The sequence below is a fragment of the Actinophytocola oryzae genome, assembly GCF_004364325.1.
Taxonomy (GTDB): domain Bacteria; phylum Actinomycetota; class Actinomycetes; order Mycobacteriales; family Pseudonocardiaceae; genus Actinophytocola; species Actinophytocola oryzae.
Window position 1 is genome coordinate 58,824 of record NZ_SOCP01000020.1, and the last position, 26,796, is coordinate 85,619.

The 26,796-nt window shown below is 70.3% G+C and carries 22 protein-coding genes; 13 read left to right on the forward strand and 9 right to left on the reverse strand.

Features of this window, described 5'->3' with window-relative positions:
• Together CLV71_RS37850 and CLV71_RS37855 are read left to right on the forward strand one after the other, a co-directional pair.
• Positions 1-660, forward strand: a complete 660-nt coding sequence (locus CLV71_RS37850; protein WP_133907730.1) for a response regulator — start codon at positions 1-3, stop codon at positions 658-660.
• A gap of 44 nt (positions 661-704) precedes the next feature.
• On the forward strand, positions 705-1,511 hold the full coding sequence (locus tag CLV71_RS37855; RefSeq protein WP_133907731.1) for a MerR family transcriptional regulator: 807 nt from the start codon (positions 705-707) through the stop codon (positions 1,509-1,511).
• On the opposite strand, the gene CLV71_RS37860 is transcribed toward CLV71_RS37855, so the two are convergent.
• The 8 genes from CLV71_RS37860 to CLV71_RS37895 form a co-directional block, all read right to left on the reverse strand.
• Positions 1,483-2,376: a DMT family transporter gene (locus CLV71_RS37860; RefSeq protein ID WP_133907732.1), complete on the reverse strand. Its 894-nt coding sequence runs from the start codon at positions 2,374-2,376 to the stop codon at positions 1,483-1,485. The two genes, CLV71_RS37855 and CLV71_RS37860, sit on opposite strands and share 29 nt — an antisense overlap.
• A 469-nt stretch (positions 2,377-2,845) precedes the next feature.
• Positions 2,846-4,471, reverse strand: coding sequence for a serine/threonine-protein kinase (locus tag CLV71_RS37865; RefSeq protein WP_133907733.1), 1,626 nt, complete (start codon positions 4,469-4,471; stop codon positions 2,846-2,848).
• A gap of 13 nt (positions 4,472-4,484) precedes the next feature.
• The gene (locus tag CLV71_RS37870; protein WP_133907734.1) at positions 4,485-5,822 is read right to left on the reverse strand and encodes a serine/threonine-protein kinase; all 1,338 of its coding nucleotides are present in this window, start codon (positions 5,820-5,822) and stop codon (positions 4,485-4,487) included.
• Between the two features lie 207 nt (positions 5,823-6,029).
• Positions 6,030-6,869, reverse strand: a complete 840-nt coding sequence (locus tag CLV71_RS37875) for a hypothetical protein (RefSeq protein WP_133907735.1) — start codon at positions 6,867-6,869, stop codon at positions 6,030-6,032.
• A gap of 138 nt (positions 6,870-7,007) precedes the next feature.
• Entirely contained in the window at positions 7,008-8,198 is a 1,191-nt protein-coding gene (locus CLV71_RS37880; protein ID WP_133907736.1) for a hypothetical protein, read from the reverse strand.
• A 57-nt stretch (positions 8,199-8,255) separates the two neighbouring features.
• Positions 8,256-8,966 carry a PIG-L deacetylase family protein gene (locus CLV71_RS37885; protein WP_243867156.1) on the reverse strand — a complete coding sequence of 237 codons (711 nt, stop codon included), beginning with the start codon at positions 8,964-8,966 and terminating at the stop codon, positions 8,256-8,258.
• 96 nt (positions 8,967-9,062) lie between these two features.
• Entirely contained in the window at positions 9,063-9,368 is a 306-nt protein-coding gene (locus tag CLV71_RS37890) for a hypothetical protein (protein ID WP_133907737.1), read from the reverse strand.
• Positions 9,369-9,430: 62 nt separating this feature from the next.
• A complete protein-coding gene (locus CLV71_RS37895) occupies positions 9,431-9,706 on the reverse strand; it encodes a chorismate mutase (RefSeq protein WP_133907738.1) in 276 nt (91 codons plus the stop codon).
• Positions 9,707-9,955: 249 nt separating this feature from the next.
• Here CLV71_RS37895 and pcrA point away from each other — a divergent pair, with 249 nt between their 5' ends.
• The gene (pcrA, locus tag CLV71_RS37900) at positions 9,956-12,313 is read left to right on the forward strand and encodes a DNA helicase PcrA (protein ID WP_133907739.1); all 2,358 of its coding nucleotides are present in this window, start codon (positions 9,956-9,958) and stop codon (positions 12,311-12,313) included.
• 126 nt (positions 12,314-12,439) lie between these two features.
• A complete protein-coding gene (locus tag CLV71_RS37905; protein WP_133907740.1) occupies positions 12,440-12,673 on the forward strand; it encodes a hypothetical protein in 234 nt (77 codons plus the stop codon).
• A 4-nt stretch (positions 12,674-12,677) separates the two neighbouring features.
• On the opposite strand, the gene CLV71_RS37910 is transcribed toward CLV71_RS37905, so the two are convergent.
• Entirely contained in the window at positions 12,678-13,397 is a 720-nt protein-coding gene (locus CLV71_RS37910) for a M23 family metallopeptidase (protein WP_133907741.1), read from the reverse strand.
• Positions 13,398-15,012: 1,615 nt separating this feature from the next.
• On the opposite strand from CLV71_RS37910, the gene CLV71_RS37915 reads away from it, so the two are divergent.
• From CLV71_RS37915 to CLV71_RS37955, 9 genes are all read left to right on the forward strand, one after another.
• Positions 15,013-16,710 (forward strand): hypothetical protein, encoded by a 1,698-nt coding sequence (locus CLV71_RS37915; RefSeq protein WP_133907742.1) that lies wholly within the window; start codon positions 15,013-15,015, stop codon positions 16,708-16,710.
• Positions 16,711-16,815: 105 nt separating this feature from the next.
• Positions 16,816-17,994, forward strand: a complete 1,179-nt coding sequence (gene sucC / locus CLV71_RS37920; protein ID WP_133907743.1) for an ADP-forming succinate--CoA ligase subunit beta — start codon at positions 16,816-16,818, stop codon at positions 17,992-17,994.
• A 1-nt stretch (position 17,995) separates the two neighbouring features.
• A complete protein-coding gene (gene sucD / locus CLV71_RS37925) occupies positions 17,996-18,898 on the forward strand; it encodes a succinate--CoA ligase subunit alpha (protein ID WP_133907744.1) in 903 nt (300 codons plus the stop codon).
• Positions 18,899-19,195: 297 nt separating this feature from the next.
• Complete coding sequence (locus tag CLV71_RS37930) at positions 19,196-19,798, forward strand: DUF5336 domain-containing protein (protein ID WP_243867158.1); 603 nt, start codon at positions 19,196-19,198, stop codon at positions 19,796-19,798.
• 970 nt (positions 19,799-20,768) lie between these two features.
• A complete protein-coding gene (locus tag CLV71_RS37935) occupies positions 20,769-22,283 on the forward strand; it encodes a cell division protein PerM (protein WP_133907746.1) in 1,515 nt (504 codons plus the stop codon).
• 152 nt (positions 22,284-22,435) lie between these two features.
• Positions 22,436-23,044, forward strand: coding sequence for a phosphoribosylglycinamide formyltransferase (purN, locus tag CLV71_RS37940; protein ID WP_341771705.1), 609 nt, complete (start codon positions 22,436-22,438; stop codon positions 23,042-23,044).
• On the forward strand, positions 23,041-24,600 hold the full coding sequence (gene purH, locus CLV71_RS37945) for a bifunctional phosphoribosylaminoimidazolecarboxamide formyltransferase/IMP cyclohydrolase (RefSeq protein ID WP_133907747.1): 1,560 nt from the start codon (positions 23,041-23,043) through the stop codon (positions 24,598-24,600). Before purN ends, purH begins: the two co-directional genes overlap by 4 nt.
• A 393-nt stretch (positions 24,601-24,993) precedes the next feature.
• Entirely contained in the window at positions 24,994-26,010 is a 1,017-nt protein-coding gene (locus CLV71_RS37950; protein WP_133907748.1) for an ABC transporter ATP-binding protein, read from the forward strand.
• Complete coding sequence (locus CLV71_RS37955) at positions 26,007-26,792, forward strand: MlaE family ABC transporter permease (RefSeq protein ID WP_133907749.1); 786 nt, start codon at positions 26,007-26,009, stop codon at positions 26,790-26,792. The genes CLV71_RS37950 and CLV71_RS37955 overlap by 4 nt, the downstream gene beginning before the upstream one ends.
• The last annotated feature ends 4 nt before the right edge of the window (positions 26,793-26,796 follow it).

Genomic DNA, 26,796 nt, shown 5'->3' on the forward strand with positions numbered 1-26,796 from the left:
ATGGCCGAGAAGCCCGTGCGGGTGTTCCTGGTGGACGACCACGGCCTGTTCCGGGCCGGGGTGCGGGCGGAGCTGGACTCCATCACCGACGAGGTCGAGGTGGTGGGTGAGGCGGGCACGGTCGGCGAGGCGGTCGTCGGCATCGGCCACAAGAAGCCGGACGTGGTGCTGCTGGACGTCCACATGCCGGACGGCGGCGGCGCCGAGGTGCTGCGCCGGGCCAGGCCGGACAACCCGGAGGTCGTGTTCCTGGCCCTGTCGGTGTCCGACGCGGCCGAGGACGTCATCGCCGTCATCCGGGCGGGTGCCCGCGGCTACGTCACCAAGACGATCTCCAGCCACGAGCTGGTCCGCGCGGTGGTCCGGGTGTCCGAGGGGGACGCGGTCTTCTCGCCGAGGCTGGCGGGCTTCGTGCTGGACGCGTTCGCCGACCGGCCGGGCGCGGCGCCGATCTCGGACCCGGAACTGGACCTGCTGACGCCCCGCGAGCGCGACGTGCTGCGTTTACTGGCCCGCGGCTACGCGTACAAGGAGATCGCGGCGGAGCTGTTCATCTCGGTGAAGACGGTCGAGACGCACGTGTCGAGCGTCCTGCGCAAGACGCAGCTGTCCAACCGGTACGAACTGTCGCGTTGGGCTTCCGACCGTAGGCTGGTGTGAGGTTTGACCCTGACACCGTGTGAGGCCATAGACCTGGGCACGTCATGTTCACCATCGGAGACTTCGCCAGACACGGCCGTGTGACGGTCCGCATGCTGCGGCACTACGACGGGATCGGCCTGCTGAGGCCGGCCCGTGTCGACCCGCACAGCGGCTACCGCGGCTACGACGCGGCCCAGCTGTCCCGCCTCAACCGCATCGTCGCCCTCAAGGACCTGGGCTTCACCCTGGACCAGGTGGCGGCGATCATCGACGACAAGGTCGGGATCGACGAGCTGCGCGGCATGCTGCGCCTGCGGCGGGCCGAGCTGGAGACCCAGCTGACCGTCGACCGCGCACGGCTGGCCGCCGTCGAGGCGAGGCTCCGGACGATAGAGACGGAGGGCGCCATGCCCACTGACGACGTGCAGGTCAAGAAGGTCGAACCGGTCCGCGTGGCCGAGCTGAGCGCGGTGGCCGCGGGCTTCGAGCCGAACGCCATCACCCCGGTGATCGGTCCGCTGTACGAAGAGCTGATGAACCTGCTCACGGCGGCGGGCGTGAGTCCTGTCGGCCCGCCGATCGCGTACTACGAGGACGCACCAGGCGGCGGCGTCGTGGTCCACGCGACGTTCCCGGTCAACGTCGACGCCGTCGAGGGCACCCAGGTCGTCGACCTGCCGGGGTTCGAGCGTGCGGCCACGATCGTCCACCGCGGCGACATGGACAACGTGCTGTCGACGATCCAGACGCTGGCCACGTGGATCGACGAGAACGGCCACACCTCGGCGGGCTACAACCGCGAGGTTTACCTGGAGATCATGGGTGAGCGCGACACGTGGGTCACCGAACTGCAGGAACCACTGAGGTAGCCGGGACAGCCGGCGGCTCGACGGGCCGCCGGCGCACCCTGGTCAACGCGACGCCGCCGAGCACGACGACCATCCCGGCGACGACGTGCGGGCTGAGCGACTCGTCGAGGAACAGCGCCCCGAGCAGCACGGACACGACCGGCAGCAGGTACCCGACGGTCGCCGCGTTGGTCGGGCCCTCGTCGGTGATGATCCGGTAGTTGAGCGCGAAGGCGAACCCGGTGCCGAAGACGCCGAGGATGGTCACGGCGATCGCGGCACCCCAGTGCAGGTGGACGGCCGGGAACCCGGAGAACGGCAGCGTGACGGCCATCAGCGCGGCGGCGGCCGTGATCTGCGAGGCGGACAGCGCGATCGGCGCGACGCCGCGTCCGGAGATGAACCGGCCGATGTAGGCGAAGCTGACGGCGTAGCAGATCGCCGCGAACAGGATGGCCATGGCGTCCCAGCTGGCGAACGACACCTCCCACGGCGAGAAGATCAGCAGCGTCCCGACGAACCCGAGGACCAGCCCGGCGATCTTCGTGGTCGACAGTCCGCGCTCGGTCCGCAGCACGATCGCGATGAGCAGCACCCAGAGCGGCGTGGTGGCGTTGAGCACCCCGGCGACACCACTGTCCACAGTGCGCTCGCCGACGGCGAAGAGCGTGAAGGGGATCACGTTCCCGATGACTGCCGCGACCAGCATGTGTCCCCACAGCCTGCGGTCACGCGGCAGCCGGTTGCGTCCGGCGTAGCAGAGGACGACGAGGACGGCGGCCCCGAGGACGACACGGGCGAAGGTCATCTGTATGGGCGTGAAGCTCGCCAGCCCCAACTTGATCCAGAGGAAGCTGGATCCCCAGAACAGCGCCAACAGTCCCATGCGAACCAACGTCGCCCCACCACCACGGATCACGAACGCCACGCTGCCGCACGCCAAGCGGTAGGACAATCAAATAGTCCAACAGGGACGTGTTAGCAGAACTGAACGGTCGGTGGCACCCCGGCGAGTTGTCCACAGGTGACCGAGTTGTCCACAGTCAAGATCGACAACGCCGCCCCCGTCACCCCCCACCACTAGGCTGGGACACGGGGGTGGGCCCGGCGACTGCGCGGAGGCAGAGCGGCACGGGGCGGCACGGTGGGTGGGCGCTGGGGGGCGCTGGGGGCAGGGGCGGGCGCAGGGGCGGGCGCGGAGCCGGGCGGCGGGATGCACTGAAGGGCCCCTTCGTAACGCCCAGCGTAAGGAAGGCGTCCTTCGTAACGGCCAGCGTTAGGAAGGCGTCCTTCAGTGCGGTTGACCGGCCGGGACCACCGAGGGGCGCCGGGTCGGGCGGGTCGGGCGGGCTGGGTCAGCCCAGCTTCTGGAAGTTGTCGATCATCAGTGCGCCGGGCTGGCCGACGATCATGAGCAGGTAACTCTCGTTCGAGGTCCGGTTGTCGGTGGTCACGAACTGCAGCGCGGTCGTGACCTGGTTCCCGGACACGGTCGCCGACAGCACCTGGACCGACGCGATCCCGGCCCAGAACGACTGGTAGGCGTCCTGCCCACCGCCCGCCGCCTGGGCCGTCGGCGTCATCCGCTGCCACGCACCCTCGACGTTGCCCGGCAGCAGCCCGTAGTAGTCCCGGACGGTCTGCTCGTACTCGGCAGGCGTCGGCCCGGCGGGCGGCTTCTCGGTGGTGGTCGTCGTCGTGGTGGTCTCGGTCGTCGTGGTGGTCGTGGGTGCCGTCGACTTCGACGACGTGAGTGTCGTCGACGTCTTCGAGGACTGCGGTCCCTGCCCGGCGCTGTCGTCGGAGTCGTCGTTGGACAGCAGGCTCGCGACGAGGATCCCGATCAGCGCCGCCGCGACGATGGCCAGCACGGTCAGCACGATCGACCGGACCCGGTCGTTCCTGGCCTTGTTGGCGCCAGGCCGAGACGACGGTTGCTGCGTCTGCAGCTGCTCGCGCACCGGCCCGCTGGGCGTCGGCTCGGAGAACGGGTGCACGTCCAGCCGGGTGCCCTCCGGCGGCGACGGCGGTCCCTGCGGCGCGCCCCACCGCTGCTGCGGCTGCTGCTGTGGCGGCGGACCGGCGGGCCGCGACGGCAGCCGGTTCCCCGCGATGCGGTCGGTCGGCGCGCCCGCTGCGTTGAGCACCCCGGACGGCGTCCTGCCCTCGGCGACCGCCTGCAGGTTGTCCTTGGTGGTCGACAGCGACGGCCGCTCGCCGGGCTCCACCCGCAGCAGCTGCATCAGCAGCGCCGTGAGCGGTCCTGCCTGCCTCGGCGGCGTGATCTTGCCCGCGGCCACCGCGTACAGGAGCGCCAGCGTGTTCTCGCTCAGCCCGAACGGGGAGTGCCCCTCGATGGCCGTGTACAGCGTCGACCCGAGGGAGAACACGTCCGCGGCGGGCTTGGGGTCCTCACCCTTGGCCACCTCGGGCGCCAGGTAGGCGGGCGTGCCTGCCAGCATGCCGGTCGCGGTGACCGTGACGTCGCCGGTCGCCCTGGAGATGCCGAAGTCGGTGATCTTGACGGTGCCGTCCTCGCCCAGCAGGACGTTGGCCGGCTTGATGTCGCGGTGCACGATCCCCGCGGCGTGCGCGGCGACCAGTGCCGCCGCTACCTGCGCGCCGATCCGTGCCGTCTCCGAGACGGGCAGCGTGCCCTGCTCGGACAGCACCGTCGCGAGGCTCTTGGACGGCAGGTACTCCATGATCAGCCACGGGTCGCCGTCGTGCTCCGCGACGTCGTACACCGTGATGGCGTTGGGATGCGTCAGACGTGCCGCGATCCGCCCTTCCCGCATACATCTTCGCCTGGCCTCTTCGGCCTGTGCCGCGGAAAGGCCCGGCTGTAACAGCAGCTGCTTGACGGCCACCGTGCGGTGCAGGCGCTCGTCGTGCGCCTGCCACACGATGCCCATCGCACCGCTGCCGATCTGCCGGCCCAGCCGGTAGCGCCCAGCGACGAGGGCACCCTCCGCCGTCATATCAGGTTCCCCACTACTGACCCGCGCCCGTTGGCGGGTCGGATGGCTCGGACGGCGGAGTGGTGGTCGTCGTTGTCGTAGTCGTGGTGGTGGTCGTCGTTGTCGTGGTGGTCGTTGTCGTGGTGGTCGTGGTGGTGGTCGTCTCGTCGGTCGTCTCTTCCCGAGTCGACTCGGTCGTCGTGGTCGGCGCCAGGGTGGTGGTCGTCGGCACGACCTGTGTCGTCTGCGTCTTCTCCGCGGGCGGCGCGTTGTCCTCCTGCTTGTCGCGGTCGCGGGTGGACAGCAGGAACGCCACCGTCGCGAGCACGGCGACCAGTGCGAGGCCCGCGCCGACCACGATCGGCGCCCTCGACTTCTTCGGCGGTGGCGGCGGCCCCTCGCGCCGCGCGGGGCGCACGGCACGCGTCCGGTCGTCGGCGCCGACCATCTGCGTGGCCTGCTCGTAGTAGCCGCTGTCGTAGTCGTCGTAGTCGTCGACCAGCTCGGTGCGGCGCGACCCGACGCTCATGGGCAGCGCCACGTCCGGGATCTCGCCGACGGCGACCGCGTACAGCAGGTCACGCGACCGCGAGGTCGTCGGCCGCTGGTCGGGGTCGGCCGCGAGCATCGCGATCAGCACGTTGGTGAGCGAACCGGACATCTGCGGCGGGTTGATCCGCCCGGCGGCCACCGCGTGCAGCAACTGCAGCGTGTTCTCCGTCAGGCCGAACGGCGGCTCGCCCTCGACCGCCGCGTACAGCGTGGAGCCGAGCGAGAACACGTCCGACGCCGGCGTCGGCTCCTGCCCGACCGCGGCCTCCGGGGCCAGGTAGGCGGGGGTGCCCGCGATCATGCCCGTCTTGGTGACCGTGACGTCGTCGGTCGCGCGGGAGATGCCGAAGTCGGTGATCTTCACGGTGCCGTCGTCGCCGAGCAGGATGTTGCCCGGCTTGATGTCCCGGTGGACGATGCCTGCCGCGTGTGCGGCGGCGAGCGCCGCCGCCGACTGTGCGCCGATCCGCGCGACCTCACGAGGCGGCAGCGGACCCTGTTCGGCCATGACCATGGCCAGGCTCTTGGACGGCAGGTACTCCATGATCAGGCACGGGGCGCCGTCCTCGTCGACCACGTCGAAGACGGAGATCGCGTTGGGGTGTTGCAGGCGGGCCGCGATCCGGCCCTCCCGCATGCATCTGGCGACGGCCTCGGCCTGCTCCTCCGGCGGGAGGCCGGGCTGGAGCAGCAGTCGCTTGACGGCGACGGTGCGGTTCAGCCGCTCGTCGTGCGCCGTCCAGACCACGCCCATCGCACCGGTGCCGATGCGGTGGACAAGGCGGTAACGGCCGGCGACCAGGCGACCTCCATCGGTCATCGCGCCGAGTCCCCCTCTACCTGCAGGTGATCGGTGTACATGCCGACTCCGGGAGTTATTGGGAACGGCTAGCTGGCCCCAAACGGGCGTCAACCCGCACAAGGCTAGGCGTTCACGCTACGCACACGGACGGGGACCGCTCCGTACACGGGTTGACCATGCTTGGTATTGCGAGTGACGTAAGCAGGGGTACCGCAGGTTACCGGGTCAGTTGCGTTGGGCCGACAGCAGCTGTACACCGACGATGCGGCGGGGACTCTCCGCGACCGTGACCAGTTGTTCGAGGCGGAGCTGGCCGCCGCCGAGCAGTCGCATCCGGACGGTCGCGAGCACTCCGTCGGCCCGCTGGACGACCTTGACCGAGTCGATCTTCGTGACCGTCGACCACGACGAGAGGAACTCGCCGAGGTTCATGCCGAGGCCGTCGGACTCGAGCAGGTCGAACGCGGCGATCGGCGCCTCGGGGAGGTTGCCGTAGAACTGGCGGACCAGCTCGAGGTCGTTCGGCGCGTCGACGGACGCCGTGCTGCCACTGGCGGTCGTGCCGGTGTCGGGCTCGGCGGCCGGTGTCGCCGAGGGGCTCGGCACTGCCGTGTCCTGCTGCTCGGCGACCGACGGTGACCTCGGCACCGCGTGCGACGTCGGCACGCGTGGCAGCGTCCGGTCCAGCTGGTCGGGCAGCAGCGCCTGCTCGCCGGTGATCTGCACGGCTGGTCTCATCGCGTTGTGGCTCGCGTCCCGGCGCTGGTCGGCGATGAGCGAGGAGATCGTCACCGCGCCACACAGCACGACGCCCGCGACGCCGAGACTCGCCAGCTTGGCCATCTGGCCTGCCCTGGCGGGTTCTCGACGGTGCGACACCGCCGAGACGACAGGAATCGTCTCGGTGACGTCGTCGACGCCCTCGATCTCGATGCCGCTGTCGTCGTCCGGGGTCGCCGGGGAGCTGTCGGTGCAGTGCGTTGGTGACGCCTGTCTGGACAGCAGCTCCGTGACGGTGACCGAGCCGGCGCGTACGTGGCGGCGCCCGGTCGTCAGACGGTCCACTGTGTGATGGCCTCCGTGCGTAGCGTTAGGGGCCACTCATACTCCCGTTACCGGGCTACGCGGTAGTAATTTCGAGTGGATCACCCGAACGGGTTGATCTCATCGTAGGGTGTTCACTCGAATGGAGTATGAGTTGGATCACCCTGTAACGAGATCATTGATGATCTTCGGATCGCCGCCCCACGTGAAGACCAGCTGGCGCCGTTCGAACGTCACCGAGCCGTCCTCGCGGACGATCCTGACCGTCGACGTGGTGATCGCCTGGCCCCGGTCGATGAGGATGTCCTGGACCTCGACCTGGCGCACGCCCTCGTACCGTGCCTCGATGCCCTCCCTGCCCTCGTCGGCCAAGCTGCCGGTGGTCATGGCATGTGCCGCGCCGGGATCCGTGACGACCAGCAGGAAGTACTGCTCGGTGCGGTCGCCCATGGCCGCCGGGTCGGTCGGGATGAGCGGAACGGCACCGACGGTCTCGCGAGTCGGCTCCTTGGGAGTGGTCGGCGACGGGGCCTGGCTCGACGAGTCGTGCGGACGGGGGAAGTCCGTGGTGTCCACGTCGCCGGTCGTGGTGTCGAGGACGGTGTTTATCGGCACGCTCACGTCGCTCGACGGCTCGCTCGACGGCGCCGGTGTCGTCTCGGGCTTCGAGGTCCTCGACTTCGCGGTGGGCGTGCCGCTGGCGGCCGTCTGCTGGGTGGGCAGCTTCCCGAGCGTCAGCGGTCCGCTCGGGTAGGCGGGGAGGGCGTCGATGAGCCCGTTGCCTGCAGGCCTGCTCATCAGCCCGATGGCGGCGACGGTCAGGCCCAGCACGACGGCCGCGGACGTCCCGACCGCGAACCACGCGGCCCGACGCCAGCTGCGTGGCGGGGTGACCGAGGCGGGCACGTTGCCGAGGTCGAACTTCCGCAGTCCCGTCGCGGTCGTCTCGGACAGCGCGTGGACCACCGGCTCCCGGTCGGCCGCCCTGGCCATGCCGTGCGCCAAGACGGTCGTGCGTGCCGGCGGCGAGTCCGGCCCCGGCACGTCGTCGGGAGTCGGCCATGCCGGCTCTTCGGGCCACGAAGGTTCCTCCTCCGGCCAGGTGCCGCCGACGGCCCCCACCGGGTCGCCGGGCTCGATCGGCCAGCCGGGCCGCCTGGTCAGCACCTCGCTCGGCGGCCACCCCGGCCCCTGGTCGTTCGGCCAGGCCCCGGGCCCGAACCCGTCCAGTCTGGCGTGCGCGGGCGTGGTGTCCGTCGGGCGCACGGCGGGTGTCCACGCCGCGCCCTTCGCACCCTGCCGGTGTCGCCCGTTACCGCGTTCATAGTCGTGCCAGCCCCCGTTTGTCATGACTGTAAGACTCCCCACCCTCCCCGTTCGTGACGCAGTGCGACGAAGCGGATACGACTACCGGCTAGTGTCGACAACCTGGAAGCTCTCGGCCAACCGCCCGTCGAGCAGACCGAACCGGGCGGCGGTGGACCCGAGGCCCTGCCGTAACGCCTGCTCGATGCCATCGGACGTGGCTCCGGCCTGGGAGGCGTGGGAGCGCAGCGCGGCCATCTTCCTGTCGAACACGTCGGTGACGTCCACGGCGTGGTTCCGCTTGTCGGCAGGCCCGTCGGCCAGCCACAGCTCACGCACGGCCCACGGCTGCCAGCCCTCCTCGAGGAGCAGGGCGCGGTGGGCGTAGGGGTTGCGGGCATCCGGGTACACGGCGGCGAAGGCCGCCTCGCCCACGGCGCGGTGGTCGGGGTGGGTGGTGGGCACGAAATCCCAGTTGATCTCCGGTGACCAGGTGAGCACCCGGTCGGGGCGCACGCGCCGGATCACCCTGGTGATGTCGCGGCGCAGCTCGAGGGACGGCGTGACCATGCCGTCCGGGTAGCCGAGGAACGTGACGTCGTGGACGCCGACCTCGGCCGCCGCCGCCCGCTGCTCGGACTCGCGGACGGCCGCCATCTCGGGCGAGCCGTCCCCGCTGGCCTCGCCGGACGTGCAGACGCAGTAGGACACCTCGATGCCGGCCGACGTCCACACCGCGACCGTGCCTGCCGCACCGAAGTCGACGTCGTCGGGGTGGGCGGTGACAACCAGGGCTGACCGAACGGTGCTCACTCCCGGCAGCGTAGGTGGTTGCCCAGGGTGGAGGCGGGTGGGTACGTGTTTCCCTCACGTATCACCTCATGGTGTGACACGTGCACCGCCAGCAATCTATTCGCCCGTGCGGTAACGCTCCTGGGTCGCCTGGAGGGCCTTCACCGCGCCACCACCGGAACCGGCGGCGAGCAGGATCGCCAGCACGTCGGCGAACATGGGGCCGCTGGTGAGCAGCAGCGCGAGCAACGCGCCCGCGGTCGTGACGCCGGCGATGGGCCACCGGCTGCGCACGTACTGCGCCACGGGCGCGCCGCCCGCCCGCTTGGTCGCGGCCGAGTTGAGCATCGCGAGGTACCCGGCGTGCCCGAGCGCGGCCAGGAGACCGGCGATGGCGATGAGGACGGCGATCAGGTTGAACATGACTCCAGTGTGCCCGCGATGCGGCCGCGCCGGATCGGTGAGAACCCTGAGAATCCGAACGGTTATCTACCGAGCCTGCCCCGGCCCAGCTCCAGCAGCGCCATCGCGATCCTCGTGCCCTCGGGGCCGAGCTCGCCGTAGCGGGCGAGCACGTCCATCTCCCGGTTGACCACGATCCGGGGGCCGCCCGCGGCCATCCGTGCCGCGCCGATCGTCTGCGACACCTCGGCGCGGCGTTTGACCAGCCGCACGATCTCGGCGTCGAGCCAGTCGATCTCCTTGCGCAGCTCGCCGATCTCCTCGGCCGCGGTCTTCTCCTCGTTGGCGGTGGGGGGCATGTCGTCTCCTCGGTTCACAGCTCTGGAGTATGTCCCGGCCCCGTGCGAAAAGCCCCGGGGTCCGAGGACTCCGGGGCTTCGTAGGTTGGTGGCGCGCTAGCCAACTACGGGAGCCGGAGTCCGGATCCCGTAGAAAAACTCGAAGTGGCGGTCGCGCACGGCGTCGATTCTGGCACTCGCCGCCGAAGCGTGTCCACTCGGCTTGTCGGCGTCGGCTCTGTCGGTGCGTGCCGGTAACGTGAACCTACAATGAGCACTCTGTTCGAATTGCCTGCACAGACGTCCCCACCACCCCGCCGCAAGGCAGGGGCGGAGCTGCTCGACGGCCTCAACGACCAGCAGCGCGCCGCCGTGCAGCACGCCGGTTCGCCGCTGCTCGTCGTCGCGGGCGCCGGTTCGGGCAAGACGCGGGTACTGACCAGACGCATCGCCTACCTGCTGGCCGAGCGGGACGTGCACCCCGGCCAGATCATGGCCATCACGTTCACCAACAAGGCCGCCGCCGAGATGCGCGAGCGCGTGGTCGAGCTGGTGGGCAGGCGCGCCAACGTCATGTGGGTGTCCACGTTCCACTCCATGTGCGTTCGGGTGCTGCGCCGCGAGGCCACGACACTCGGCATGAAGTCGAGCTTCTCCGTCTACGACTCGGACGACACGCGCAGGCTGATCACGCTCGTGTCCCGCGACCTGGACATCGACCCGAAGCGCTACACCGCGCGCGGGCTCGCGACGGCCATCTCGAACCTCAAGAACGAGCTGGTCGACCCCGAGGAGGCGACGGCGAAGGCGACCAACGACTTCGAGCGCCGCACCGCCGAGGTCTACGTCGAGTACCAGCGGCGCCTCGGTCTCGGCAACGCCTTCGACTTCGACGACCTGATCATGCGCACGGTCGAGCTGCTGCAGAACTTCCCGGACGTCGCCGAGTACTACCGCCGCCGCTTCCGGCACGTGCTGGTCGACGAGTACCAGGACACCAACCACGCGCAGTACACGCTGGTTCGCGAGCTGGTCGGCACCGGCCAGGGCGGCGTGGAGCCCGGCGAGCTGTGCGTGGTCGGCGACGCGGACCAGTCGATCTACGCGTTCCGCGGCGCGACCATCCGCAACATCGTGGACTTCGAGCAGGACTATCCGCAGGCCACGACGATCATGCTGGAGCAGAACTACCGCTCCACGCAGACGATCCTGTCCGCGGCCAACGCGGTGATCTCCCGCAACCCGGGCAGGCGCGACAAGCGGCTGTGGACCGCGCTCGGCGACGGGGAGAAGATCGTCGGCTACGTCGGCGACAACGACCACGACGAGGCCGCGTTCGTGGCGGGCGAGATCGACCGGCTGATGGACGGCGGCGAGGTCAAGTACAGCGACATCGCCGTCTTCTACCGGACCAACAACCAGTCGCGCGTGTTCGAGGAGATCTTCGTCCGCATGGGCCTGCCCTACCGGGTGGTCGGCGGCGTCCGGTTCTACGAGCGGCGTGAGGTGCGCGACGCGCTCGCCTACCTGCGGGTGCTCGCGAACCCCGACGACGGGGTCAGCCTGCGCCGGATCCTCAACGTGCCCAAGCGCGGCATCGGCGACCGCGCGGAGGCGTGTGTGTCCGCCCACGCCGAACGCGAGCGGATCTCGTTCGACGCAGCACTGCGTGACGCGGTCGAGGACCGGGTCGCGATGCTCAACCCCCGCTCGCGCAACGCGATCGCGGGCTTCGTCGAGCTGCTGGACGACCTGCGGGGCCTGGTCACCGACGGCCACGAGGTCGGCGACATCCTCGAGGCGGTCCTGGAACGTACCGGCTACCGTGCCGAGCTGGAGGCCTCCGACGACCCGCAGGACGCGACGCGGGTGGACAACCTGACCGAGCTGGTGACGGTGGCCCGCGAGTTCGCCGTCGAGCCGGTCGCCGTGCCGGACGACGACACACAGGACGCACAGCAGGACGGCGACGGCCTCGTCGAGCCAGGGTCGCTCGCCGCGTTCCTGGAGCGGGTCTCGCTGGTCGCGGACGCGGACCAGATCCCGGACGAGGACGAGGAGGCGACCGGGGTCGTCACCCTGATGACCCTGCACACCGCCAAGGGCCTCGAGTACCCGGTGGTGTTCTGCACGGGCTGGGAGGACGGGATCTTCCCGCACATGCGGGCGCTCGGTGACCCGACGGAGCTGGCCGAGGAGCGGCGGCTCGCGTACGTGGGCATCACGCGTGCCCAGCGGCGGCTGTACCTGTCCAGGGCGATCGTGCGGTCGGCGTGGGGGCAGCCCATGACCAACCCGCCGTCCCGGTTCTTCGACGAGATCCCGGCCGAGCTGCTCGACTGGCGCCGCGTCCAGCCGGAGCGGTCCGCCCCGAGCGCGCCGACCTCCACGTGGAACCGCCGCCAGTCATCGTCCTCCACGTCCTCGTTCGGCCCGGCGAAGGGCTGGAAGGACACCCCGGCGCTGTCCCTGGCCGTCGGCGACCGGGTCACCCACGACAAGTACGGCCTCGGCACGGTCGTCGCCACGGACGGTGTCGGCGCCCGAGCCACCGCCACGATCGATTTCGGCACCAACGGCACCATCAGGCTGATGCTCATCGGCAGCGTGCCACTCCAGAAACTCTGAGTGGACACTTTGGAGTGACCTTCTCCCCAAAAGGTCGAACGGATGTGCGAAACTGTCGGTGCCGTCCGCTTGACTACTCCCCGACGGGACCACACAGGTCCCGAGGAGAGACAGGGAGTTCTGGATGTGGACGAGGTGCTCTTCGGCGTGCTCGCCGAGAACGTCGGTCGCCACCTGGACGGCCTCGACCGTCGCGTGGCTCATTCTGAGGAGCTGCGCCGCCTGGTTGCGGCGTGGCGCACGCTGCTCGACCTGCACCGCCCTGGCGGGCGTAGGGGTAGGTGCACGGGGTGCGTGGAGTCCCGTCAGCGTGCGATGTGCACGGTCTGGCGCGTCGCGAACGCGTTCTTCACCCGGTGAGGGCTCAGAGGTTCACACCGTGGTCGATGAGCCACGGCCGCGGGTTGATCTTCTTGCCGCCCGGCTCCCAGACCTCGAAGTGGAGGTGCGGGCCGGTGGACTGGCCGCGGTTGCCCGTGCGCGCGATCTGCTCGCCCGCCTTGACGTGCTCGCCCTCGCGGACCGAGAAGTCCTGCATGTGGCCGTAGACGGTGATGGTGCCGTCCTCGTGCTCGATGCGGACCCAGAGACCGAACCCGCTCGCGGGCCCCGCCTCGATGACCACGCCGTCGGCGGCCGCGTAGATCGGCGTGCCGATGGGGGCCGCGAAGTCCAGCCCGTAGTGGGTCGTGCCCCACCGGGCACCGAAGCCGGAGGTGATGGTGCCGCTCGACGGCCGCACGAACTTCGGCCGCTCGGCCTCGGCCTTCGCGGCCGCGGCGATGGCGGCCCGGTTCTGGACGATCTGGTTCGTCGAGGCGATCTGCTGCACCTCGGGCGCCGCGACGGCGGGCTTCGCCACCGCCAGCACCTCGGGTGCGGCTGCCGACGTGCCACCACCTATGCCGATGGCGGCGGAGGCGGTCTTGCTGTCGGCGAGGGGGGCGATGTCGTCCGAGGGGGTGGAACCAGCCTTGAGCGTCTGACCAGCCGCGGCGGCAGCGAACGCGCCCACCGCGACAGCGGCGACCACGACCCGGCCGCGCAGTTGGGACGAGGGTGGGTTCACCCGGTGCGATGCCATTCGGATCCGCGCGGTGCTGTTGCGTGCAGCCAACGCTTCTTCGAGTACTTCGCACTCCCGTATTGCGTCGCCGCCGGGGGAGCGGTGTCGAGACAAGGCCTGCCCTTCCGTCTTCGGGGAGTCCGGGACTTACACGTACGCCGGGCTCGATCGGTTCGAGCTTGTCGGCGTGGACACCGGGCGGGGGATCCCGGCCGGACGGAAACCCGAGGGTTGCCGTCCAGTCCAATTCGTGACCGGACCGTGACAACGGACCGGGGGACGATAACCAAGGGGAAGCACCGAGGGCAACTTCCGTGAACGGACGCGGCCAAACGGGTGGCGAGCGAAGAGGCTTCAGCCAGCGGTAATGACCAAAAGTAAGTACAAGATCACGTAGTTACTGTGACCCACGTTACTTAATCTCGGAGGTATCCGAGGTTTCGATGAACCCTCCCCGAGGTGTCGGCGGGGTATCGATCAGTTACCTGCAACCCCCATCGCCGCCCCCCGAAACACGATCGTGGACGGCTCCGTAACGGACCGAAACCGCGCCTCACGACCGGCGCGACCGGACCCCGGGGCGGGCCGCCGCCGCGGGCCGGGTCGGGCAAGGGCGCGCGAGAGGCCCAGAGAGGAGGAGGCCCAGAGAGGAGGAGGCCCAGAGAGGGCGCGGAGGACACGGAGAGGAGGTGGCAAGGGGAAGCCGGGGGCCGGATGGGCCGGACCGGGTCACGGTCCCGGGTGGGCGCTGGGTCGGGTGGGCGCTGGGTCGGGTGGGCGCTGGGTCGGGTGGGCGCTGGGTCGGACTTCGGCCTGCGGTCGTATCGGGCCACCGTCGACCTCCCGACAACCTGCGCATCGAGCTGGAGCTGCCTCGGTTCCGGCCATCCGGCCTGAGCGGGACTGCGGTCAGAACTGCGGAGCCGGGTCGAGGCGGGCTGGGCAGCCGGATGGGTTCGGGTGCCCAGCTCTGGGAGCTGTCCGGGCCGCAGGACGGCGCGCCTCGTGGCGCCCTGCCTCGCGGCACCAGGCCTTGATTCTGGACTGGGCCGGAGCTTGGGCTGAGGCTCGGTGCTGGGCGAGGCCGGCAGTCTGGCGGCCACACGGGACCGGGCGTAGCTGCTGGATCGGTTCGAGTGGCGAACCGGTCACCGAGGTCGGCCCGGCGTCCGACGCCTACTCCGCTGGTCCGCGCATGGCGGCGACCTCAAGCCGACCACCATCTCCCAGTGATCTCCCCACTGGCCAGTGGGGAGATCACCGCCGGACCGCCGATGACCGAGGGCATGGGCTGCGTTCGCCGAAGGCGCAGGCATTGTCGGCGCCCTGAGCCGCCGATTGCCTCGAGCACCAGCCCGCTCACGGTGAGAGACATCCCGGGTCGGCGCCTCGGGAGGACTGCCTGTCAGGGACCGCGACCAACCCCGGCCCCTTTCCCCTCCTCAGCCGCCGCCTCCCACTGCCGATCAGCCGACGACCCGCCTCCCTTGCTAGCGTTCCCCCGATGACTGCGCGGACTCGAGCGACGCTTGGCTCGTCGGATGGCCGGCGGCGTGGCGCACAACCAGCGGGCAAGAAGCCCAGTACAGGCAGGGACGAGACGAGCGCAACCAGTCGGCTCCGGCTCGGCATCGTGGCCGCCCCGCTCCGGCTCCGGCTCGGCCTGCTGGCGTCCGTGGCCGGTGCCGTGCTCACCTTCCTCGGCGTCTTCCAGGGCCTCGTCGACGACGCGCCGCCACCCGCCTTCCACAGCATGGCGCTGCTGCTCGTCCTCGCCTGCGCACCGGCAGGGCTCGCCATCCTCGCCGTCGCCGTCGGGCGGGCGCCGACAGCCGCAGGCATCCTCACCGGCGCCGCCATCCTCGCGCCCGGGCTGGCCCTCATCGACGCCCAGTTCCTCGGGGACGCCCTCGAGGCCTCCCGGCCCGAGCTGATGGTGCCTACCTCCCTCGCGCCTCTCACCCCGGCCGCCGGTGCCTACCTCCTGCTCGTCGGACACGCCGTCACCGCGCTCGCCGGGCTCCTCGTCATCGGACGGGCAGGCGCCGACCCGGACTCCGACTATTACGCCGCCCTCGACGCGGGTACCGACCTCAACCGCCGCGCCATCGGGTGGGCGATCGCCGCGGGGGCCGTCAGCGTCATCGGACTGCTCTTCTCGCCGTTCAGCTCCGACAACGCCTTCGTCGTCGCCAGCGACCTCATCGCCAGCCCCGACCTCGTGCGCTACGGCGGGCTGCTGCTGGTCGTCAGTGTGCTGGTCGGCTGCGTCGCCGTCGCGGTCAACCCCGCGCCCCCGCTGGCCAGGGGCATGGCCGTCGGGCTCTTCGCCGGGCTGTCCTGGCTGGTGCTCGCGCAGCTCGCGGCCGTCGCCCGCGTCGAATGGCTGCACCTCCAGCCGTGGCCGATCTGCGCCATCGCGCCGATCGGGCTGCTCGCCCTGATGCTCTTCCTCACCGGCGACCTCACCGGCGATGACACCAAGCGGGACGTCCAGTTCGAGGGCAGTCCGATCGCCACCGGCGTCCTCGGGGTCCTCACCGGGCTCGCCACGCTCGTCGCGTCCTTCGGCTCGCTCGTCGTCAACGACATCGACCAGCCGGAGAGCTACGCCAACCGCCAGCTGCTCCCCGCGGGCATCGTGATCATCGTGCTCGGTGCGGTGTTCTTCACGCGCTGGGCGGGCGTCATGCGCCCGGCCTTCGTCGTCGCGCTCGGGGCCGTGCCGCTCGTCGGCTTCGCCGCCCTCGACACCGCGTTCACCGCCACCACGGTCGGCAACGTCATCCCGGGCCTCACGGTCGACACCGGGGACACGCGGGTCGGCGCCGCGGTCTGGTTCATCATCGTCGCGCTCGTGTTCCTCGTGGTCGCCATCGTCCTCGCCGCGGTCGCGGGCGGCAGCGACCGGGACGAGGACGTCGACCTCAGTAAGCGGACGATGCACCTCCGTTACGGTCTTCCCGCTGGTGGGGCCGTCCTCTTCGCGCTCGGGGCGTTCACCTCGCCGATGATCAAGGCCGCGGGCTACAAGTCACCCGGCATCCTCTCCGACTTCCGGCTCGCCTCCTGGGGCCTGCTGATCGGGCTGCTCGTCGTCCTCGGCGCGGCCGTGCTCGCCGCCTTCTCCCGACCCGCCCGCGCCGCGGCCCTGCTGCTCGGCGCTGCCGTGGTCGTCGGCATCCACCTCCTCGAGCTGCCCATGACCGGGGGCCGGGCGGCCGACTCCCAGGCAGGCGCGGGCACCTGGCTGACGCTCGCCTGCCTCGTCGCGCTGGTGGTGGCGGCCGTCGCCGCCATGACCGACCCCAACCGGCACACGGCGGAGTGAGACACCTCACGCACACCGCCCGCAGGGCATAACGCGCAGGTCGCTAGGGTCGTCTGCGTGCCGAAACCCCACCGAGTCGAGCCGTAGATACAGGAGACCGTCGTAGTGGATCTGTACGAGTACCAGGCGAAGGACCTCTTCGGGGCGCACGGGGTCCCGGTGCTGCCAGGGGACGTCGCCGACACTCCGGACGAGGCAGGCCGCGTCGCCGCCGACCTCGGGCAGCGAGTCGTCGTCAAGGCCCAGGTGAAGACCGGTGGTCGCGGCAAGGCAGGCGGCGTCAAGCTCGCCGACGACGCCGCCGACGCGAAGACCAAGGCGGAGGGCATCCTCGGCCTGGACATCAAGGGTCACATCGTCCGTCGAGTACTGGTGGCGCCCGCGTCCGACATCGCGGAGGAGTACTACTTCTCCTTCCTGCTGGACCGCGCCAACCGCACCTTCCTCGCCATGGCCTCCGCCGAGGGCGGCATGGAGATCGAGCAGCTCGCGGTCGAGCGTCCCGACGCCCTCGCCAAGGTGCCGGTCAACCCGCTGGACGGCGTCGACCTGGCCAAGGCCAAGGAGATCCTCACCGCGGGCAAGTTCCCCGAGCCGATCCTGGACCAGGCCGCCGAGGTCGTCGTCAAGCTGTGGGACACCTTCGTCGCGGAGGACGCCACGCTCGTCGAGGTGAACCCGCTGGTCCGCGACCCGCAGGACAAGATCATCGCGCTGGACGGCAAGGTCACGCTCGACGAGAACGCGTCGTTCCGCCACCCGGCGCACGCCGACCTCGTGGACACCGCCGCCGAGGACCCGCTGGAGGCCAAGGCCAAGGCCAAGGACCTCAACTACGTCAAGCTCGACGGCCAGGTGGGCATCATCGGCAACGGTGCGGGCCTCGTCATGTCGACCCTGGACGTCGTCGCCTACGCCGGTGAGGAGTTCGGCGGCATGAAGCCCGCCAACTTCCTCGACATCGGCGGTGGCGCCTCCGCCGAGGTCATGGCCAACGGCCTCGAGATCATCCTCGGCGACCCCGACGTGCGGTCGGTCTTCGTCAACGTCTTCGGCGGCATCACCGCGTGCGACGCGGTCGCCAACGGCATCGTGCAGGCCTTCCAGCTGCTGGAGTCGCGCAACGAGCCGGTCACCAAGCCGATCGTCGTGCGCCTCGACGGCAACAACGCGGAAGAGGGCCGCCGCATCCTCACCGAGGCGGCGCTCTCCGGCCTCGAGCAGGTCGACACCATGGACAACGCGGCACGCAAGGCCGCCGAACTCGCCTCGAAGGGGGCCTGAGATGGCTATCTTCCTCAACGAGGACAGCAAGATCATCGTCCAGGGCATGACAGGCGCGGAGGGCACCAAGCACACGCGCCGCATGCTCGCCTCCGGGTCGAACGTCGTCGGCGGTGTCACGCCGGGCAAGGGCGGCCAGAAGGCCGACTTCTCCGACGTCAAGGGCGGCTCGTCCCTGCCGGTGTTCAACTCGGTCGGCGAGGCCATGGCCGAGACCGGCGCGGACGTCACGGTCGTGTTCGTGCCGCCGAAGTTCGCGAAGGGCGCGGTCCTCGAGGCGGTCGACGCGGGCATCGGCCTCTGCGTCGTGATCACCGAGGGCATCCCGGTGCACGACACCGCGAACTTCTGGGCGCACGCCTGCGCGACCGGCAACAAGACGCGCATCATCGGCCCGAACTGCCCCGGCGTGATCAGCCCCGGCAAGTCCAACGCGGGCATCATCCCCGCGGACATCACCGGCCCGGGCCGCATCGGCCTGGTGTCGAAGTCCGGCACGCTGACCTACCAGATGATGTACGAGCTGAGCGACATCGGCTTCTCGACCGCGGTCGGCATCGGCGGCGACCCGATCATCGGGACCACGCACATCGACGCACTGGCCGCGTTCGAGGCCGACCCGCAGACCGAGCTGATCGTCATGATCGGCGAGATCGGCGGCGACGCAGAGGAGCGCGCGGCGGCGTACATCCAGCAGCACGTGAAGAAGCCGGTCGTCGGCTACGTCGCGGGGTTCACCGCGCCGGAGGGCAAGACCATGGGCCACGCGGGCGCCATCGTGTCCGGCTCGTCCGGCACCGCGGCCGCCAAGAAGGAAGCGCTGGAAGCGGCGGGCGTCAAGGTCGGCAAGACGCCGTCCGAGACGGCCGAGCTGGCGCGCAAGCTGGTCGCCGCGAACGCCTGACCCGGCTGGAGGTGTCCGACGGGCACACTCCGCGAGTCATCCGAAGGTGGGGCCGGCGGTTCGTGTACCGTCCGGCCCCACGACGATGGTCATGGTTTCGGGGGAACCACCTTGCGCCGCAGGCCGTCAGAAGGTCAGGAAATGAAGTCTGTTCGTACCGATCGCGTCGAGTGAGCTGAGGAGAGCAACGCGATGACCTTCCCAGGCGGGGCACCGGGTGGATACCCGGGCCAAGGCCCGCAGCAACCGCCACCCTTCCCTGGCCCCGGCTACGGCGCGCCGCCGTCGAGCGGTGGGATGAAGCTCGGCGTGCCGGCCATCGCGAACCTCGCCACCGCCGTGCTGGGCCTGGTGAACTTCCTGATGGGCTTCGCCAACGTCTGGGACGGCGACATCGCCAGCCTCGGTGGTGGCTACTTCGCGTTCGGGGCCTCGACGCTGCCCGCCCTGTTCCTGATCGGTGGTCTGCTCGCGCTGCCCGCGATCCTGCCGGGCGACAAGAAGAAGCCGGGCATCGCCCCGGCGGCGTTCGCGGTCAGCTCGTGGCTGACGATCCTGTTCTTCACGTTCACGACCGACCCGGACGTGGGCATCGGCTCGATCCTGCTCATCATCTTCGGTCTCCTGCAGACCGTCGCCGCCGTGGGCGGCTACCTGCTCGACGCGGGGATCGTCAAGATGCCTGCGCGTAACCCGTACGGCCACCACCAGCCGCCGCTCCACGGTGGGGCTTTCCCGCCGTCCGGGCAGTTCCCGGCCGCCCAGCCGCCGCAGCAGCAGCAGCCGGGTCAGTTCGGTGCGCCTCCCGGGCAGCAGACGACGTTCGCGCCGCAGCAGGGCCAGTTCGGCCAGCCGCCGCAGCCGGGCACGCCGCCTGGTGGTTACCCACAGCAAGGCTGAGCCGTAGTAATACTTCCATGGGGTGGCACCGAATTCCGGTGCCACCCCATTTTCGTCTGCCCATTCACCTGATCAGGTAACTACGAGGCGTGGCGACGGGATATCCCGAAATCCACCTGCGACAGTGGCCGACATGGCCTCCCACCTGGAAGGATCCACCGAACCGGGCCGACCCGAAAAGGGCGTCGCCAAACCTGCGGAACCGATCGCGGACGCCCTGCAGGAGAACACCGCACCTCCCGAAGAGGATTCGACGGGGAAAGCCGCCCCGATCACCCCGGGTGACACCGCCGAGGTCGCCGCCCCGACAACCGTCCCCAACGACGACGAACCCCGGAGCCCGAACGGCACGCCTCGCACCTCCGGCGGCGGCCCGCAGGGAGGGCCGGCCGCGGGTGGTGGTCATGCTGGCGCGGGGAGCCTCGGTAGTGGGGGTTCGGGCTCCGGTGAGGCTGCTGGCTCGGCGGGGGTCTCTGGTGAGGGCCGGCGGACGCCGGCCTCGGATGGTGGTGGATCTGCTGGCCCGGGAAGTCCCGGTAATGGGAGCCCGAACTCCGGTGACCCCGCCGACCCGACTTGCGCCTCCGACTGCGGCCCGCATGGGAGGCGGTCTTCGGGTGATGGACTTGCCGGCTCGGAAAGCCTGGATAGTGGGGGTTCGGATTCCGGTGGTGAGGCTGCCAGCTCGACCGGGGTCTCTGGTGAAGGTCGGCATGGGACGGCGGGCACGGGTGGTGGTGGATCTGCTGGCCCGGGAAGCGCCGGTAGGGGTGTGCGTGGGAGTTCGGTCGGCGGTGGTGAGACTGCCGGCTCGATCGGGGTCTCCGGGGAGGGTCGGCATGGGACGCCGGGCTCAGGTGGTCGTGGATCGGCGGACTCGGGAAGCCTCGGCGGGGGTCTTCGTGCGAGTTCGGACGCCGGTGGTGGAACTGCCGGCTCGGCGGAGGTCTCTGGTGGAGGCCGGTCTGGGATGCCGGGTTCGAGTGGTGGTGGATCGGCGGGCTCGAAGAGCCCCGGTGAGGGGCTTCGTGGGAGTTCGGACTCCGGGGACGGCGGACCGGCCGGCGCGGCCACCGATTCCGGCGACGGTTTGCGCGGAACGCCGGACTCCGCGGGTGGCGAGCCCGCCAATCCGGGAAGCGCCTCCAGTGAGAGGCCCGACCCCGACGGCGGTGAACCCGCCAACCCGGCGAGCGCCGCCCATGAACTCCCGCCCGAAACCGCCAACCCCGCCGGAACTGAACCCACCCGCACCGGCCAGGAAGCCGACGCCGGTGGAGTCGAGGAAACTCTCCCCACAGAACAGGACACACCTCCGCTCGACCCCGTCCCGGCCATCGTCAGGTTTCGGGCGCTGGTTCTGCTTGCCGTCGGGCCGCTCGTCGGCGGCTACGTGCTCGTCGCGACCCTGCTGGCGCTCGTCACCGGCACCGCGGGCAACGCCCGCTTCACCACCTCGGGCGTCCTCACCGCCGCGCTTCCCGGCTGGCTCGCCGCCCACCAGGTGCCCGTCGAGATCCTCGGCCGCGAGCTGGGCGTCCTCCCCATCCTCCCGACCATCGGCGTCGTCCTCGTCACCGCCAAGATCGCCGCGCTGACCGCCGAGCGCCTCGACCTGCGCCGGCCACGGCAGGTCTCCGTCGTCATCGGTACGGTCGCCGTCGCGCACGCTGTCGCGGGACTGGTCGTCGCCCGCCTGACCGCGGACACCGTCGTCTCGGCAGGCACCCTCGACGCCCTCTACTACCCGGCCCTCGTCGCCGCGCTCGCCGCCACTCTCGGGGTCGCCAGGCGGGGCAGGCTGCGCGAGGCCGTCGCGGGTCGGGTCGACGCCGTCGCGTTCGACGGGCTTCGGGCCGGCGCGTTCGCCGTCGTCCTCCTTCTCGCCGCGGGTGGAGCCGTCCTCACCTTCGGCCTGGTCACCTCCGTCCCCGCCGCCAGGGACCTCTTCCCCGCGGGCGCGGGCAACGCGGTTGGCATGCTGTTGCTCTGCCTCGGCTACCTGCCCAACGCGGTGGTCGCCGCCACCGGGTTCATCGCCGGTCCTGGCTTCTCGCTCGGCGCTGTCGCCGTCTCGCCGATCGAGTTCCACGGTGGCGCGACGCCCGGCGTGCCACTGCTCGCCGCACTGCCCGAGTACCAGGCGCTCTGGTGGCCTGCCCTGTTCGTGCTGCCACTGGCGGTCGGCATCGCCGTCGGTAGGCGTCTGCGGGACGTCGACGAGGACCCCGTCGCACGGCTGCGGGGCGTCGCCGTCGCGGGCGGCATCGTCGCGGTCTGTTTCGTCGTGTTTGCCGGTACCGCGGGTGGGCGGCTCGGCGCCGGGCCGTTCGACCCGGTCAGCATGCGTGCCGCGGCTCTCTCTGTCGCACTCGTCCTGTGGATCGCCGTGCCGGGCGCGATCGTCGCCTGGTTTGGTGGCCCACACCCCGCTGACGTTGGGTTGATCGAGTTCGAGCCGGAGGACGAGGCGGTCAGGGGTTAGACGTACAAGCCCGGACGCCGGGAGCGCAACCGTGCCCACGAACGGAAAGCAGGGCCCACCCGAACGGGCCGGGCCACCGGTTGTCCGCGGTCATCGCCGGTTGCCTAAGCTGCGGGTATGCCGAGGAGCCCCCACTGAGCGAGCCCATCACGGTGAGACCCGATCCCCCGGCCAGGGTGGTCGTCCTGGTCTCCGGTTCCGGCACCCTGCTGCAGGCCGTGCTCGACGCGGCCGACCTGCCCGCGCGGGTCGTCGCCGTCGGCGCGGACCGGGGCGGGATCGCGGGGCTGGACCGGGCCGCGCGGGCGAACGTGCCGAGATTCGTCGTGCGGTTGAAGGACCACCCCGACCGCGCCGCGTGGGACCGCGCGCTGACCAAGGCGGTCTCGGCGTACGAGCCGGACCTGGTCGTGTCGGCCGGTTTCATGAAGATCCTCGGGCCGGAGTTCCTGGCGACGTTCGGCGGCCGGGTGATCAACACGCATCCCGCGCTGCTGCCTGCCTTCCCCGGCGCGCACGCCGTGGCCGACGCGCTCTCCTACGGCGTGCGGGTGACCGGCTGCACGGTCCATCTGGTCGACGCCGGTGTGGACACCGGCCCGATCGTCGCGCAGGAGGCGGTGAGCGTCGTGCCCGGCGAGGACGTCGACGCGCTGCACGAGCGCATCAAGGTTGTCGAGCGTCGGCTCCTGGTCGACGTGATCGCATTGCTGACCCGGCAGGGGTACACGGTGCACGGACGAAAGGTGACCATCCCGTGACTGACGAGCGGCGCCCGGTTCGCCGGGCCCTCATCGGCGTTTCGGACAAGGCCGGTCTGCTGGAGCTGGCCACGGGCCTGCACTCCGCAGGCGTGGAGATCGTGTCGACCGGTGGCACCGCACGTGCCATCGCCGACGCCGGTGTGCCGGTCACGCCGGTGGAGCAGGTCACGGGCTTCCCGGAGTCGCTGGACGGCCGGGTGAAGACGCTCCACCCGCACGTGCACGCCGGTCTGCTGGCGGACACACGCAAGCAGGCCCACGTCGACCAGCTGGAGTCGCTCGGCATCGAGCCGTTCGACCTTCTGGTGGTGAACCTGTACCCGTTCGCGCGGACCGTGGCGTCCGGCGCGTCGAAGGACGAGTGTGTCGAGCAGATCGACATCGGCGGGCCCGCGATGGTCCGCGCCGCGGCGAAGAACCACGCGAGCGTCGCGGTGGTCGTCGACCCGTCGCGCTACGACTGGGTGCTGGAGTCGGTGCGGGCGGGTGGTTTCACGTTGGCGGACCGCCAGGGCCTCGCCGCGGACGCGTACCGCCACACGGCGTCGTACGACATCGCGGTCGCGTCGTGGATGGGCTCGGTGCTGGCGCCAGGGGAGGATGCCTTCCCGTCGTGGGTCGGTGCGAGCTGGGAGCGGCGCAACACCCTGCGGTACGGGGAGAACCCGCACCAGAGTGCCGCGCTCTACGTGTCCACGCACGGGTCCGGTGGCCTGGCCACCGCGGAACAGCTGCACGGCAAGGAGATGTCGTACAACAACTACCTTGACGCGGACGCGGCGTGGCGTGCCGCGTACGACCACGAGTCGGCGTGCGTCGCGATCATCAAGCACAACAACCCCTGTGGCATCGCGGTGTCGTCCTCCGACGTGGCGGAGGCCCACCGCAAGGCCCACGCGTGTGACCCGGTGTCCGCGTACGGCGGCGTGATCGCGGTGAACCGCGAGGTCTCCGTGGAGATGGCCGAGCAGGTGGCCGAGGTGTTCACCGAGGTGGTCGTGGCCCCCTCGTACGCCGACGGCGCGGTCGACGTGTTGGCCCGCAAGAAGAACATCCGCATCCTGGTGGCGCCCGCGCCGCAGCGGGGTGGCGCGGAGTTCCGCGCGGTGTCCGGTGGCCTGCTGATGCAGCAGACCGACATCGTCGACGCCCCGGGCGACGACCCGGCGAAGTGGAGCCTCGCGACCGGGACCCCTGTCGACGACGACACGCTGGCGGACCTGGCCTTCGCGTGGCGGACCTGCCGAGCGGTGAAGTCGAACGCGATCGTGCTGGCCGCCGATGGCGCGACGGTCGGCGTCGGCATGGGCCAGGTGAACCGCGTGGACGCCGCCCGCCTGGCGGTCGCCCGCGCCGGTGACCGGGCCCGGGGCTCGGTGGCCGCGTCCGACGCGTTCTTCCCGTTCCCGGACGGCCCGGAACTCCTCATGGAGGCCGGTATCCGGGCGATAGTGCAACCAGGGGGCTCGGTGCGTGACGCGGAGGTAATCGCCGCCGCGGAGGCAGCGGGCGTTCCGGTCTACCTGACAGGAACCCGTCACTTCGCGCACTGACCCCGGCCGGTCCGCACTGAAGGACGCCTTCCTGACGCTCAGCGTCAGGAAGGCGTCCTTCAGTGCATTCGGCGACGCGTGCGGTCGTGATCGTTATAAGCGCGAGCGGGCCGACTGGGCCCAATGGTCTAGCTGCAGGCACCCTTCCGAAGGGCCGGACTGAGTTCCGGATCTCCGCGCTGACCGTATGGTGCAATGCGCCAACGCCGTTTCACTCATCCGCATAGCCCGAACGGCGTAGTGTCGGCAAAATTTACGCATCATCCGACAGTTCCGTGGGACGGCATTGTCACGAGAGGCAGAAAACCTCGATCAATCTTGCTGGCCGACACGGGGCTCGTTAGCGTACTCGCCAGTAGTTAAGCAGGGCCTCGACACCAACGGAGGTGCGCATTGGGGGTCGAGGTTGTCGTCGAGAATCTCTCGAAGTCGTTCGGCCGGCAGCGGATCTGGCACGACGTGACGCTCACCCTGCCCGAGGGGGAGGTCAGTGTCATGCTCGGCCCTTCCGGCACCGGGAAATCCGTTTTCCTGAAATGTCTGATTGGCCTGTTGAAGCCCAACACCGGCCGCATCCTGATCAACGGCATCGACCTGGTGCGTTGTTCTGAACATCAGCTCTACGAAACCCGAAAACTGTTCGGCGTGCTCTTCCAGGACGGCGCGCTCTTCGGGTCGATGAACCTCTACGACAACATCGCGTTCCCGCTGCGTGAGCACACGAAGAAAAGCGAACGCGAGATCAGGGACATCGTGCTCGGCAAGATGGAGATGGTCGGCCTCACGGGCGCCGAGACCAAGCTGCCCGGCGAGATCTCCGGCGGCATGCGCAAGCGTGCCGGCCTCGCCCGCGCGCTGGTCCTCGACCCGCAGATCATCCTCGTCGACGAGCCGGACTCCGGACTCGACCCGGTCCGCACGTCCTACATCTCGCAGCTCCTCATCGACCTCAACGCGCAGGTCGACGCCACGATCCTGATCGTCTCGCACAACATCAACCTCGCGCGGACCGTGCCGGACAACATCGGCATGCTGTTCCGCCGCGAGCTGGTGATGTTCGGCCCGCGCGAGGTGCTCCTGACCAGCGAGGAACCGGCCGTCAAGCAGTTCCTCAACGGCTCGCGCATCGGGCCCATCGGCATGTCGGAAGAAAAAGACGACGCCACGATGGCCATGGAGCAGGCACACGCCGAGGCCGGCCACCACGACGGCTCGACCGAGGACGTGCGCGGCGTCGTCCCGCAGCTCCAGCCCACCCCCGGCCTGCCCTACCGCGACGCGGTCCGCCGACGCAAGGACCGCGTCATGCGCATCATCCACACGCTGCCACCCGGCGCCCGCACTGGCATCCTGTCCAGTCTGGACGATGAGGACCGGGCGCGATACCAACTCGGGACACCGCTGAGATGACGATGAGGCAAGGCTTTCCCGGCGCTGCGGCGATGCGGCAGACCGGCAGGCTCTACGCGCTCGGCCTGGACGTCATCCGCTGCACCTTCAAGCGGCCGTTCCAGTTCCGCGAGTTCGTCGGCCAGTTCTGGTTCATCGCCAGCGTCTCCCTGCTGCCGGCGGCACTCGTGTCGATCCCGTTCGGCGCGGTCATCGCACTGCACCTCGGCTCGCTCACCCAGCAGATCGGCGCGCAGTCGTTCACCGGCGCCGCCAGCGTCCTCGCGATCATCCAGCAGGCCAGCCCGGTCGTGACCGCACTGCTCATCGCCGGTGCCGGCGGTTCGGCCATGTGTGCCGACCTCGGCGCCCGCACCATCCGCGAGGAGATCGACGCGATGGAGGTGCTGGGCGTCAACCCCGTGCAGCGCCTCATCGTCCCGCGCGTGCTCGCCGCGATGGGGGTCGCCGCGTTCCTCAACGGGCTCGTCAGCGTCGTCGGCGTGCTCGGCGGCTACTTCTTCAACGTCGTCATGCAGGGCGGCACGCCGGGTGCCTACCTCGCGAGCTTCTCCGCGCTGGCGCAGCTACCCGACCTGTGGATCTCCGAGATCAAGGCCGTGATCTTCGGCTTCGTCGCCGGAGTCGTGGCCTCCTACCGCGGCCTCAACCCAGGGCGCGGGCCGAAGGGCGTCGGTGACGCGGTCAACCAGTCCGTGGTGATCACGTTCCTGCTGCTGTTCCTGCTGAACCTGATCCTCACCACGCTGTACCTGCAGCTCGTGCCGCCGAAGGGAGCGTGACGTG

Coding starts and splice junctions, on each gene's coding strand:
- CLV71_RS37955 (WP_133907749.1), top strand. CDS start 26,007: ATGACGATGAGGCAAGGCTTTCCCGGCGCTGCGGCGATGCGGCAGACC.
- CLV71_RS37930 (WP_243867158.1), top strand. CDS start 19,196: ATGAAGCTCGGCGTGCCGGCCATCGCGAACCTCGCCACCGCCGTGCTG.
- CLV71_RS37880 (WP_133907736.1), bottom strand. CDS start 8,198: ATGACAAACGGGGGCTGGCACGACTATGAACGCGGTAACGGGCGACAC.
- CLV71_RS37935 (WP_133907746.1), top strand. CDS start 20,769: ATGCCGGGTTCGAGTGGTGGTGGATCGGCGGGCTCGAAGAGCCCCGGT.
- CLV71_RS37870 (WP_133907734.1), bottom strand. CDS start 5,822: ATGACCGATGGAGGTCGCCTGGTCGCCGGCCGTTACCGCCTTGTCCAC.
- CLV71_RS37890 (WP_133907737.1), bottom strand. CDS start 9,368: ATGTTCAACCTGATCGCCGTCCTCATCGCCATCGCCGGTCTCCTGGCC.
- CLV71_RS37850 (WP_133907730.1), top strand. CDS start 1: ATGGCCGAGAAGCCCGTGCGGGTGTTCCTGGTGGACGACCACGGCCTG.
- CLV71_RS37860 (WP_133907732.1), bottom strand. CDS start 2,376: ATGGGACTGTTGGCGCTGTTCTGGGGATCCAGCTTCCTCTGGATCAAG.
- CLV71_RS37895 (WP_133907738.1), bottom strand. CDS start 9,706: ATGCCCCCCACCGCCAACGAGGAGAAGACCGCGGCCGAGGAGATCGGC.
- CLV71_RS37855 (WP_133907731.1), top strand. CDS start 705: ATGTTCACCATCGGAGACTTCGCCAGACACGGCCGTGTGACGGTCCGC.
- CLV71_RS37910 (WP_133907741.1), bottom strand. CDS start 13,397: ATGGCATCGCACCGGGTGAACCCACCCTCGTCCCAACTGCGCGGCCGG.
- sucD (WP_133907744.1), top strand. CDS start 17,996: ATGGCTATCTTCCTCAACGAGGACAGCAAGATCATCGTCCAGGGCATG.
- CLV71_RS37865 (WP_133907733.1), bottom strand. CDS start 4,471: ATGACGGCGGAGGGTGCCCTCGTCGCTGGGCGCTACCGGCTGGGCCGG.
- pcrA (WP_133907739.1), top strand. CDS start 9,956: ATGAGCACTCTGTTCGAATTGCCTGCACAGACGTCCCCACCACCCCGC.